This window comes from Arthrobacter sp., assembly GCF_048266065.1.
Classification (GTDB): Bacteria; Actinomycetota; Actinomycetes; order Actinomycetales; family Micrococcaceae; genus Arthrobacter_H.
The window spans coordinates 335,587-347,972 of the sequence record NZ_JBLXAH010000002.1 but is presented as its reverse complement, the minus strand read 5'-3'; the positions used below and the strand labels follow the sequence as shown (position 1 = coordinate 347,972).

Genomic DNA, 12,386 nt, shown 5'->3' with positions numbered 1-12,386 from the left:
CGGCATCCCTGCCGGGCACCCGCCGTCGTACCCCTTCCTTTTCCCCTCCCCGGCAGGTCAAGCACCTGCCGATGAACACCAGACTTCTTCAGAACAAGAGAGAGACAGGGACCATATGTCCAGCGAATCCTCATTCGGCACCATGCGCATTGGCCTGGCCACCGCGGAAGAGATCCGCGATTGGAGCTTCGGCGAGGTCAAGAAGCCGGAGACCATCAACTACCGCACCCTGAAGCCCGAGAAGGACGGTCTTTTCTGCGAAAAGATCTTCGGTCCTTCCCGTGACTGGGAATGCTACTGCGGCAAGTACAAGCGCGTGCGCTTCAAGGGCATCATCTGTGAGCGCTGCGGCGTCGAGGTGACCCGTGCCAAGGTGCGTCGCGAGCGGATGGGCCACATCGAGCTCGCCGCTCCCGTGACCCACATCTGGTACTTCAAGGGCGTTCCCTCGCGCTTGGGCTACCTCCTGGATCTGGCACCGAAGGACCTTGAAAAGGTCATCTACTTCGCCGCCTACATGATCACCTCGGTTGACGAGGAGCGCCGCCATGCGGAGCTTCCGAACCTGCAGGCCCAGCACGACGTCGAGCGCAAGCAGCTCGTCGACAACCGCGACTCCGACATCGCGGCCATCGCCCGCGACCTGGAGAACGACCTCGCCAAGCTCGAGGCCGAGGGCGCCAAGGCGGCCGAGAAGAAGAAGGCCCGCGACCTCGCCGACAAGACGATGGCCCAGGTGCGCAAGCGTGCCGACGCCGAGATCGAGCGCCTCGAGCAGGTCTGGGACCGCTTCAAGAACCTCAAGGTCGCCGACCTCGAGGGCGATGAGGGCCTGTTCCGCGTCCTGCGCGAGAAGTACGGCCTGTTCTTCGAAGGCTGCATGGGTGCCGAGGCAATCCAGAAGCGCCTGGAGACCTTCGACATGGCTGCCGAGGCGGAGCTGCTGCGCGACATCATCAAGAACGGCAAGGGACAGCGCAAGACGCGTGCCCTGAAGCGCCTGAAGGTCGTCAACGCGTTCCTGACCACGTCCAACAGCCCCATGGGCATGGTGCTGGACGCCGTCCCGGTGATCCCGCCGGAACTGCGCCCGATGGTCCAGCTCGACGGTGGACGCTTCGCGACCTCCGACCTGAACGACCTGTACCGCCGCGTGATCAACCGCAACAACCGCCTGAAGCGCCTGCTGGATCTCGGGGCCCCCGAGATCATCGTGAACAACGAAAAGCGCATGCTCCAGGAAGCCGTTGACTCCCTGTTCGACAACGGTCGTCGTGGCCGTCCGGTCACCGGACCGGGCAACCGCCCGCTGAAGTCGCTCTCTGACATGCTCAAGGGCAAGCAGGGACGGTTCCGCCAGAACCTGCTCGGCAAGCGCGTTGACTACTCCGGCCGTTCGGTCATCGTGGTCGGCCCGCAGCTGAAGCTGCACCAGTGTGGCCTGCCCAAGCAGATGGCACTCGAGCTCTTCAAGCCGTTCGTGATGAAGCGCCTGGTCGACCTGAACCACGCACAGAACATCAAGAGCGCCAAGCGGATGGTCGAGCGTTACCGCCCGCAGGTCTGGGACGTGCTCGAGGAGATCATCACCGAACACCCGGTGCTGCTCAACCGTGCACCCACCCTGCACCGTCTGGGCATCCAGGCCTTCGAGCCGCAACTGGTCGAAGGCAAGGCCCTCCAGCTCCACCCGCTCGTGTGTGCGGCATTCAACGCCGACTTCGATGGTGACCAGATGGCAGTCCACCTGCCGCTGAGCCCGGAGGCCCAGGCAGAAGCACGCATCCTTATGCTCTCGAGCCACAACATCCTCAAGCCCTCCGACGGTCGCCCCGTGGCGCTGCCGTCGCAGGACATGATCATCGGCCTGCACCACCTGACCACCAAGCGTCCGGGTGAAGCAGGAGAAGGCCGCGCCTTCAGCTCCGTGTCCGAGGCCCTGATGGCCCTGGACCGCGGGGATCTGCACCTGAACGCACCGGTGAAGATCCGGGTGGAGGGCTTCGTGCCGTCCGCCGAGCAGGAGGCACCGGAGGGCTGGCAGGAAGGCACTCCGGCGCTGATCGAGACCTCCCTCGGGCAGGTCCTGTTCAACGAGACGCTGCCCGCGGACTACCCCTGGGTCGCCCGTGTTGCAGGCAAGGACGCCCTGTCCGACATCGTCAACGACCTGGCCGAGCGGTACCCGAAGGTTGTCGCGGCGGCGACGCTGGATAACCTGAAGGACGCCGGTTTCAAGTGGGCGACCCGCTCGGGCATCACCGTGGCCATCTCGGACATCACCTCGAACATGGACAAGACCGCCATCCTGGCCCCCTACGAGGAGCAGGCGCTGAAGGTCCAGTCGCAGTTCGACAAGGGCCTGATCGCCGATGACGAGCGTCGTTCGGAACTGATCGACATCTGGACCAAGGCAACCGACGAGGTCGCCGAGGCCATGCGTGCCGGCATGGAAGAGCTGAACACGATCAACCGCATGGTGACGTCGAAGGCCCGTGGCAACTGGCTGCAGTTGCGCCAGATTGCCGGTATCCGTGGTCTGGTGTCCAACCCGAAGGGCGAGATCATCCCGCGTCCGATCAAGTCCTCCTACCGTGAGGGCCTGTCCGTTCTCGAGTACTTCATCGCCACCCACGGCGCCCGCAAGGGCCTGGCGGACACCGCGCTGAAGACTGCCAACTCGGGTTACCTGACCCGTCGTCTGGTGGACGTCTCGCAGGACGTCATCGTTCGCGAAGCCGATTGCGGCACCGAGCGCGGCCTGACCGTGCCGATTGCCTACGTCGACGAGATCGGTACCGTGCGCATGCACGAGACCGTCGAGAACTCCGCGTACACCCGCACCCTGGCAGTCGACGTCGTCGACGAGTCCGGGAAGGTGCTGGCCGAGGCCGGCTCCGACGTGGGAGATGTGGTCATCGACGAGCTCTTCGCCGCGGGCGTCCAGGAGATCAAGGTCCGCTCCGTGCTGACCTGCGAATCTGCCGTCGGGACGTGTGCGCTGTGCTACGGCCGTTCGCTGGCTACCGGCAAGACGGTGGACATCGGAGAGGCCGTGGGCATCATTGCCGCACAGTCCATCGGTGAGCCGGGAACCCAGCTGACCATGCGTACCTTCCACACCGGTGGTGTCGCCTCCGCGGAGGACATCACCCAGGGTCTGCCCCGTATCCAGGAGCTCTTCGAAGCGCGTACCCCCAAGGGTGTCGCTCCGATCTCCGAGGTTGCAGGACGCGTCACGATCGAAGACGCCGAAAAGCAGCTCCGGATCGTCATCACCCCCGATGACGGCTCCGAGGAAATCGCCTACCCCGTGCTGCGCCGTGCGCGCATGCTCGTGGCAGACGGCGACTCGGTGGCGGTGGGCCAGCAGCTCGTGGCTGGCGCCATCGACCCGAAGCAGGTGCTGCGTGTTCTCGGACCGCGTGAGGCCCAGAAGTTCCTGGTCCGCGAAGTCCAGGAGGTCTACCAGTCCCAGGGCGTGGGCATCCACGACAAGCACGTGGAGGTCATCGTCCGTCAGATGCTTCGCCGCATCACGGTCATCGAATCCGGCGAGACGGGCCTTCTGCCCGGCGAGCTGGCCGATCGCAGCCGTTTCACCAGCGAAAACCGCAAGGCGGTTTCCGAGGGCAAGACTCCGGCATCGGGTCGTGACGAGCTCATGGGCATCACCAAGGCCTCGCTCGCCACGGATTCCTGGCTCTCCGCAGCGTCCTTCCAGGAGACCACGCGTGTCCTGACGCAGGCCGCGATGGAAGGCAAGTCGGATCCGTTGCTGGGCCTGAAGGAGAACGTGATCATCGGCAAGCTGATCCCGGCCGGCACCGGCCTGGACCGCTACACGCAGGTCACTGTCGAGCCGACGGAGGAAGCCAAGGCGAACCTCTTCACCGGTCCGAGCGCCTTCACGGGCTTCGACTACGAAGGAGTCGAGCCGGGCATGAGCCCCGAATTCCACGCCATCCCGATGGATGACTACGATCTCGGGAACGACTTCCGGTAATTCCGGCAGTCCTGTCCAGGCAATGGCCGGCATCCCCTCGGGGTGCCGGCCATTGCCATGTCCGGAGCTTGGCGTCACGTACTTTAGGCGACTAATCCACTGGTAGATTAATCAACTAGATCGTCGCGGCGGGACATGACCGACGCCGGTGCGGTGCGTCTGGGGGAGGGCCGCCGTGCCGTATTCAGGGGTTCGGGCCCGCGCAGCTCCGGGCGAAACGGCTGCGGCTGGGGGCCTGGGGTCGACCGGACCCCGGCCCCGGTTCCGGGCTGGCCAACGCAGCGGGGCCTGCGGGGAGGAGGTCGGCGGAACGAAGGCCGTGCTCCCGGCCAACGGGGTGCCAGCGGGCGCGGACGGGCGTCGTTGGTTCGGTTACCGAACCCCTTCGCCGACATGTTAGGATATGGGTAATTGTTTTTATGTGTGGCAAATGGACACGGTCCGGGTTGCGGGGAACTTGCGCAACAAATGCCACACTTTTGCACGCCTACGGTCGACTCCGCAAGCGCTGCGATGAAACGACCAAAAGCGCAGTGTCCGGTAGCCGCATGTGGGCCCGGGCGCAGCAGAACCAAGAAACCGGAGGACACGAAAGTGCCTACTATTCAGCAGCTGGTCCGCAAGGGCCGCTCGCCGAAGGTCAACAAGACCAAGGCCCCTGCCCTGAAGGGCAACCCGATGCGTCGTGGCGTGTGCACCCGCGTGTACACCACCACCCCGAAGAAGCCGAACTCCGCACTGCGTAAGGTCGCCCGCGTGCGCCTGGCCGGCGGCGTCGAGGTCACCGCATACATTCCCGGCGTCGGCCACAACCTGCAGGAGCACTCCATCGTGCTCGTTCGCGGCGGCCGCGTGAAGGACCTCCCGGGTGTCCGTTACAAGATCGTCCGCGGTGCACTCGATACGCAGGGTGTGAAGAACCGTAAGCAGGCTCGCTCCCGCTACGGCGCCAAGAAGGAGAGTAAGTAATGCCACGTAAGGGTCCGGCGCCCAAGCGCCCCCTCGTTTCCGATCCGGTCTACGGTGCACCCCTGGTGACCCAGCTGATCAACAAGGTCCTGGTCGACGGCAAGAAGTCCACCGCCGAGCGCATCGTCTACGGTGCCCTCGAAGGCGTCCAGGCGAAGACCAACTCCGATCCGGTCGTCACCCTCAAGAAGGCCATGGACAACGTCCGCCCGGCCATCGAGGTCAAGTCACGCCGCGTCGGTGGCGCCACCTACCAGGTGCCGATCGAGGTCAAGCCGGGCCGTGCAACCGCCCTGGCACTGCGCTGGCTCGTGGGCTACTCCAAGGCCCGCCGCGAGAAGACGATGATCGAGCGTCTCATGAACGAGATCCTCGACGCGTCGAACGGTCTGGGTGCCGCTGTGAAGCGTCGCGAAGACACCCACAAGATGGCCGAGTCCAACAAGGCATTCGCCCACTACCGCTGGTAACCGGCCTCATGCACGACGGCGGGGCGGGGCACCCCAGGTGCTTCCCCGCCGTTGTGCAGGAATCCACAGAAAAAGGGAGACAACGTGGCACAGGACGTGCTCACCGACCTCACGAAGGTCCGCAACATCGGCATCATGGCGCACATCGATGCCGGTAAGACCACTACTACGGAACGCATCCTCTTCTACACGGGTGTGAACCACAAGATCGGCGAAACGCACGACGGCGCATCGACGACCGACTGGATGGAACAGGAAAAGGAACGCGGCATCACGATCACGTCTGCCGCCGTGACCTCGTTCTGGGACAACAACCAGATCAACATCATCGATACCCCGGGCCACGTTGACTTCACGGTCGAGGTCGAGCGCGCGCTGCGCGTGCTCGATGGCGCCGTTGCCGTCTTCGATGGCAAGGAAGGCGTCGAGCCCCAGTCCGAGACCGTCTGGCGCCAGGCCGACAAGTACGATGTTCCGCGCATCTGCTTCGTCAACAAGATGGACAAGCTGGGCGCCGACTTCTACTACACGGTTGACACCATCGTGAAGCGCCTCGGCGCCAAGCCGCTGGTCATGCAGCTGCCGATCGGCGCCGAGAACGACTTCATCGGCGTCGTCGACCTCGTCAAGATGAAGGCCCTCGTGTGGCCCGGCGATGCCAAGGGCGACGTGACCATGGGTGCCGCGTACGAGACCCGCGAGATCCCCGAGGATCTCCAGGCCAAGGCCGAGGAATACCGTGCCAAGCTGATCGAGGACGTTTCCGAGTCCTCCGACGAGCTCATGGAGAAGTACCTCGAGGGTGAGGAAATCACCAACGAGGAACTGGTCGCCGGCATCCGCAAGATGACCGTCAATTCCGAGGCCTACCCGGTCTTCTGTGGTTCGGCCTTCAAGAACCGCGGCGTGCAGCCCATGCTCGACGCAGTCGTGTCGTACCTGCCCTCGCCGCTCGACGTCCCCCCGATGATCGGGCATGACCCGCGCAACGAGGACATCGAAATGACGCGTAAGCCCAGCGAGGACGAGCCGTTCTCCGCATTGGCGTTCAAGATCGCTGCCCACCCGTTCTTCGGACAGCTGACCTTCATCCGCGTCTACTCCGGCAAGGCATCCTCCGGCCTCCAGGTGATGAACACCACCAAGGGCAAGAAGGAACGCATCGGAAAGCTCTTCCAGATGCACGCCAACAAGGAGAACCCGGTGGAGGAAGCACACGCCGGTCACATCTACGCAGCGATCGGCCTGAAGGACACCACCACCGGTGACACCCTCGCCGCCATCGACGCGCCGATCGTGCTCGAGTCGATGTCCTTCCCCGAGCCGGTGATCTTCGTGGCCATCGAACCGAAGACCAAGGGTGACCAGGAGAAGCTCTCCACGGCCATCCAGAAGCTTTCGGCCGAGGACCCCACGTTCACCGTTTCGCTGAACGAGGACACCGGACAGACCGAAATCGGCGGCATGGGCGAGCTCCACCTGGATATCCTGGTGGACCGCATGAAGCGCGAATTCCGCGTCGAGGCCAACGTGGGCAAGCCCCAGGTCGCCTACCGCGAGACGATCAAGAAGGCCGTCGACAAGGTCGATTTCACCCACAAGAAGCAGACGGGTGGCTCCGGCCAGTTCGCCAAGGTCCAGATGGCTTTCGAGCCGCTGGACACCAGCGATGGCGTGTTCTACGAGTTCAAGAACGCCGTCACCGGTGGACGCATCCCGCGCGAGTACATTCCTTCGGTGGACGCCGGTATCCAGGACGCCATGCAGTTCGGCGTCTTGGCCGGTTACCCGATGGTGGGCGTGAAGGCGACGCTGCTTGATGGCGCCTACCACGACGTCGACTCGTCCGAAATGGCGTTCAAGATCGCCGGTTCACAGGTGTTCAAGGAAGGCGCACGCCGCGCCAACCCGATCATCCTCGAACCGCTGATGGCCGTTGAGGTCCGTACCCCGGAAGAGTACATGGGCGACGTCATTGGCGACCTGAACTCACGCCGTGGTTCCATCCAGTCCATGGAGGATGCCGCTGGCGTGAAGGTCATCAAGGCGAGCGTTCCGCTCTCGGAGATGTTCGGCTACATTGGCGACCTGCGGTCCAAGACCCAGGGCCGTGCCGTGTACTCGATGGCCTTCGACAGCTACGCCGAGGTCCCCAAGGCAGTTGCCGAGGAGATCATCCAGAAGTCCCGCGGCGAATAATCGCCACGGGGATCTAGACTGGTCGCTGACCGCAAGGTGAGTGGCTCCGGGTTTGCCGGCCGGGCAGGGATGTCCGGCCGGCCTCCCCAAGGCGAACGAAGGGTTCCCTAGCGGAGCCGGACGGAAACCGCAATTTCAAAAAGTAAACAAGCCCACAGTAGACTTTATTAAGTTTCGCCTGCGAACCGCGCAGGCGGGGTAAGTCTTCTGAAAAACGTTCTAGGAGGAACCTGTGGCGAAGGCAAAGTTCGAGCGGACTAAGCCGCACGTTAACATCGGCACCATTGGTCACGTTGACCACGGTAAGACGACGTTGACGGCTGCCATTTCGAAGGTGCTTGCTGACAAGTACCCCGATCTCAACGAGCAGCGTGATTTCTCGGCGATTGACTCCGCCCCGGAAGAGCGCCAGCGCGGCATCACGATCAACATCTCCCACATCGAGTACCAGACGGAAAAGCGCCACTACGCGCACGTCGACGCTCCGGGTCACGCTGACTACATCAAGAACATGATCACCGGTGCCGCCCAGATGGACGGTGCGATCCTGGTGGTTGCAGCAACCGATGGCCCGATGGCCCAGACCCGCGAGCACGTTCTGCTGGCCCGCCAGGTTGGCGTTCCGACGCTGCTGGTGGCCCTGAACAAGTCCGACATGGTCGACGACGAAGAGCTCCTCGACCTCGTGGAGATGGAAGTTCGCGAACTTCTGTCCTCGCAGGAATTCGACGGCGACAACGCCCCCGTGATCCGCGTTTCGGGCCTGAAGGCCCTGGAAGGCGATCCGAAGTGGGTCAAGTCCGTTGAGGACCTGATGGAAGCTGTCGACGAGTTCATCCCGGACCCGGTCCGCGACAAGGACAAGCCGTTCCTGATGCCGATCGAGGACGTCTTCACGATCACAGGTCGTGGCACCGTCGTCACCGGCCGCGCCGAGCGTGGCACCCTGGGTATCAACTCCGAGGTCGAGATCGTCGGCATCCGCCCGGTCCAGAAGACCACGGTGACCGGTATCGAGATGTTCCACAAGCAGCTCGACGAGGCATGGGCCGGCGAGAACTGTGGCCTGCTGCTCCGCGGCATCAAGCGCGAAGATGTCGAGCGCGGCCAGGTCGTCGTGAAGCCGGGCTCGATCACCCCGCACACCGAGTTCGAGGCCAACGTCTACATCCTGTCCAAGGATGAAGGCGGACGTCACAACCCGTTCTACTCGAACTACCGTCCGCAGTTCTACTTCCGCACCACGGACGTCACCGGTGTCATCACCCTGCCCGAGGGCACGGAAATGGTCATGCCTGGCGACAACACCGAAATGAGCGTTGTGCTGATCCAGCCCATCGCCATGGAAGAGGGCCTCGGCTTCGCCATCCGCGAAGGCGGCCGCACCGTTGGCTCGGGACGCGTCACCAAGATCACCAAGTAGTCACTACCTGATGGTCTGACCAGCAATGGTCGACAAGGGCCCCGTCGCATTTGCGGCGGGGCCCTTTTCCATGCCCGTCGGATGGCCAGGTCCCTGATATCGGCGCGGATCCTGGTGCAGTGGACGCGCCGGCAAACACGGAGGCGGGCAGGACCGGGCACACCGAGCCGGGCATCGGGGGCCGATTGGCAAATCCGGGCCCAACATGACACACTGGATAAGTTGTTCAAGCGCCTCTTTGTGCCTTGTGCTCGCCGATCGGTTCGCCGATACCGGAGCCGGGGCCCGTTTCGACTGAGATTGCGTCCCGCCCGGGATAATGCCCGGGGCAGGGGCGGATACGACGGAAACACCGAGGCCCAAATATGACCCGCCCCCCATTCTTGAGGGTCGTGTGGCCGGAACAAGGCGACACGCCCGACTACGGGGGTCGGAGCTTCGGCGGAGTGAGGAACCCGGGAATGCCCGGATTCAGTTCGTGCGAAGTGTGCCGGTCCGCAAGGGCCCGTTAGTGCACAGTAACTGTACAGAGAGTGCTACTTAGAAAGAGGCATGACGCCATGGCGGGACAAAAAATCCGCATCCGGCTGAAGTCGTATGACCACGAGGTCATTGACGTTTCTGCCCGGAAGATCGTTGAGACGGTCACGCGCGCAGGCGCAACCGTAGTCGGCCCCGTGCCGCTGCCGACGGAGAAGAACGTGTACTGCGTGATCCGTTCGCCCCACAAGTACAAGGACAGCCGTGAGCACTTCGAAATGCGCACGCACAAGCGTCTGATCGACATCGTCGATCCGACCCCGAAGGCTGTTGATTCGCTGATGCGTCTCGACCTGCCGGCGGACGTCAACATCGAAATCAAGCTTTAGGGAGGTGCTGAGAAACTATGACCGCAACCCGTAATGTGAAGGGCCTGCTGGGCACGAAGCTCGGCATGACCCAGGTCTGGGACGAGAACCACAACCTCATCCCCGTCACTGTCGTGCAGGTAGATTCCAACGTTGTGACCCAGCTCCGCAATGCGGACCGGGACGGCTACGCAGCCGTGCAGATCGGCTACGGCCAGATCGACCCGCGCAAGGTCACCAAGCCGCTGGCCGGCCACTTCGAGGCAGCAGGGGTCACCCCGCGTCGCCACGTGGTCGAGCTGCGCACCGCGGACGCCGAGACGTACAACCTGGGCCAGGAACTGTCAGTGGATGTCTTCGAAGCCGGCCAGAAGGTCGACGTCGTGGGCAAGTCCAAGGGCAAGGGATTCGCCGGTGTCATGAAGCGTCACGGCTTCTCCGGTGTCGGAGCCTCGCACGGTGCCCACAAGAACCACCGCAAGCCCGGTTCCATCGGCGGAGCCTCCACCCCCGGACGCGTTTTCCAGGGCCAGCGCATGGCTGGCCGCATGGGCGCCGAGCGTGTGACCACCATGAACCTCACGGTCCATGCAGTGGACGCCGAGAAGAACCTCCTGCTGATCAAGGGTGCCGTTCCCGGCGCCCGCGGCCGTGTCGTCCTCGTACGCACTGCCGTGAAGGGAGCATAAGCAAATGGCTAACACCGCACTGAAGGTCGAGCTTCCCGCATCGATCTTCGATGTCCAGACCAACGTTCCGCTGCTGCACCAGGTCGTCGTGGGCCAGCTTGCTGCCGCCCGTCAGGGTACGCACAAGACGAAGACCCGCGCCGAGGTTTCCGGTGCAGGCCGCAAGCCGTTCAAGCAGAAGGGCACCGGCCGAGCCCGTCAGGGTTCCATCCGCGCTCCTCATATGACCGGTGGTGGCGTGGTCCATGGACCGACGCCCCGCGACTACTCGCAGCGCACTCCCAAGAAGATGAAGGCTGCCGCCCTGCGCGGAGCCCTCTCTGATCGCGCCCGCCACGATCGCGTCCACGTGATCGAAAACCTGGTTGCCGGCACCGCGCCGTCCACGAAGGAAGCGCTGGCCACCCTGCGCGCTCTCACCGAGCGCAAGAACCTGCTCGTAGTCATCGACCGCGCCAACGATGTTGCAGCACTTTCCGTGCGCAACCTCGTGAACGTCCACGCTCTCTACGTCGACCAGCTGAACACCTACGATGTTCTGGTCGCCGACGACGTGGTCTTCACCAAGGCCGCATTCGATGCCCTGGTCAACAAGGAGGACGCCAAGTGAGCGCCACCTTCTCCAAGTCCCCGCACGACGTCATCCTGGCGCCGGTCGTTTCGGAAAAGAGCTACGGCCTGATCGACGAAGGAAAGTACACCTTCCTGGTCGACCCGCGCTCGAACAAGACGGAAATCAAGCTGGCGGTGGAGAGCATCTTCTCCGTCAAGGTTGACTCCGTCAACACACTCAACCGTGCCGGTAAGCGCAAGCGCACCCGCTTCGGATGGGGAACGCGCAAGGCTACCAAGCGTGCGATCGTCTCCCTTAAAGAAGGCACGATCGACATCTTCGGCGGTCCGCTTTCCTAAGCGGAGACCACTTTAACGAGGAATAAAACATGGCAATCCGCAAATACAAGCCGACTACCCCGGGCCTGCGTGGCTCGAGCGTAGCCGACTTCGCAGAAATTACCCGGACTACCCCGGAAAAGTCGCTGCTTCGCCCGCTCACCAAGACCGGCGGCCGCAACAACTCCGGAAAGATCACCACGCGCCACAAGGGTGGTGGACACAAGCGCCAGTACCGTCTGATCGACTTCCGTCGTCATGACAAGGACGGGGTTCCGGCAAAGGTCGCTCACATCGAGTACGACCCGAACCGCACCGCCCGCATTGCGCTGCTCCACTACATTGATGGCACCAAGCGCTACATCATCGCCCCGAACAAGCTCTCCCAGGGCGATGCTGTTGAGGCCGGCCCCAACGCCGACATCAAGCCCGGCAACAACCTGCCGCTGCGCAACATCCCGGTCGGTACCGTGATCCACGCAGTGGAGCTGCGTCCCGGCGGCGGGGCCAAGATGGCCCGCTCCGCAGGCGCCTCGGTCCAGCTGGTCGCTCGTGAGGGCCGCTTCGCGCAGCTCCGCCTGCCGTCCGGCGAGATCCGCAACGTTGATGTGCGCTGCCGCGCCACGATCGGCGAGGTCGGCAATGCCGAGCAGTCGAACATCAACTGGGGCAAGGCCGGCCGCATGCGCTGGAAGGGCGTCCGCCCGACCGTGCGTGGTGTCGTCATGAACCCCGTCGACCACCCGCACGGTGGTGGCGAGGGCAAGACCAGTGGCGGTCGCCACCCGGTCAACCCGAACGGCAAACCGGAAGGCCGTACCCGCCGTCCGAACAAGGAAAGCGACAAGCTCATTGTGCGTCGCCGTCGTACCGGCAAGAACAAGCGATAGG

General features: G+C 63.7%; 10 protein-coding genes. All 10 read left to right on the top strand.

What is annotated here, in order from left to right:
* The first annotated feature begins 115 nt into the window (after positions 1-115).
* The 10 genes from ACN0TP_RS04720 (at position 116) to rplB (ending at position 12,385) form a co-directional block, all read left to right on the top strand.
* Complete coding sequence (locus tag ACN0TP_RS04720) at positions 116-4,006, top strand: DNA-directed RNA polymerase subunit beta' (RefSeq protein WP_417217243.1); 3,891 nt, start codon at positions 116-118, stop codon at positions 4,004-4,006.
* Positions 4,007-4,600: 594 nt separating this feature from the next.
* Complete coding sequence (gene rpsL / locus ACN0TP_RS04715; protein ID WP_417217241.1) at positions 4,601-4,975, top strand: 30S ribosomal protein S12; 375 nt, start codon at positions 4,601-4,603, stop codon at positions 4,973-4,975.
* Positions 4,975-5,445, top strand: a complete 471-nt coding sequence (gene rpsG, locus ACN0TP_RS04710; RefSeq protein ID WP_417217240.1) for a 30S ribosomal protein S7 — start codon at positions 4,975-4,977, stop codon at positions 5,443-5,445. Before rpsL ends, rpsG begins: the two co-directional genes overlap by 1 nt.
* 84 nt (positions 5,446-5,529) lie before the next feature.
* The gene (fusA, locus tag ACN0TP_RS04705) at positions 5,530-7,644 is read left to right on the top strand and encodes an elongation factor G (protein ID WP_417217239.1); all 2,115 of its coding nucleotides are present in this window, start codon (positions 5,530-5,532) and stop codon (positions 7,642-7,644) included.
* A 232-nt stretch (positions 7,645-7,876) separates the two neighbouring features.
* Complete coding sequence (tuf, locus tag ACN0TP_RS04700) at positions 7,877-9,067, top strand: elongation factor Tu (RefSeq protein WP_417217237.1); 1,191 nt, start codon at positions 7,877-7,879, stop codon at positions 9,065-9,067.
* 560 nt (positions 9,068-9,627) lie between these two features.
* Positions 9,628-9,936: a 30S ribosomal protein S10 gene (rpsJ, locus tag ACN0TP_RS04695; RefSeq protein ID WP_013349689.1), complete on the top strand. Its 309-nt coding sequence runs from the start codon at positions 9,628-9,630 to the stop codon at positions 9,934-9,936.
* 17 nt (positions 9,937-9,953) lie between these two features.
* Positions 9,954-10,604, top strand: a complete 651-nt coding sequence (gene rplC, locus ACN0TP_RS04690) for a 50S ribosomal protein L3 (protein WP_417217234.1) — start codon at positions 9,954-9,956, stop codon at positions 10,602-10,604.
* Between the two features lie 4 nt (positions 10,605-10,608).
* Positions 10,609-11,214, top strand: a complete 606-nt coding sequence (gene rplD, locus ACN0TP_RS04685) for a 50S ribosomal protein L4 (RefSeq protein WP_417217232.1) — start codon at positions 10,609-10,611, stop codon at positions 11,212-11,214.
* Positions 11,211-11,516, top strand: a complete 306-nt coding sequence (gene rplW, locus ACN0TP_RS04680) for a 50S ribosomal protein L23 (protein WP_417217230.1) — start codon at positions 11,211-11,213, stop codon at positions 11,514-11,516. The genes rplD and rplW overlap by 4 nt, the downstream gene beginning before the upstream one ends.
* Positions 11,517-11,545: 29 nt before the next feature.
* Positions 11,546-12,385, top strand: a complete 840-nt coding sequence (rplB, locus tag ACN0TP_RS04675; protein ID WP_343900022.1) for a 50S ribosomal protein L2 — start codon at positions 11,546-11,548, stop codon at positions 12,383-12,385.
* Position 12,386: the final 1 nt, after the last annotated feature.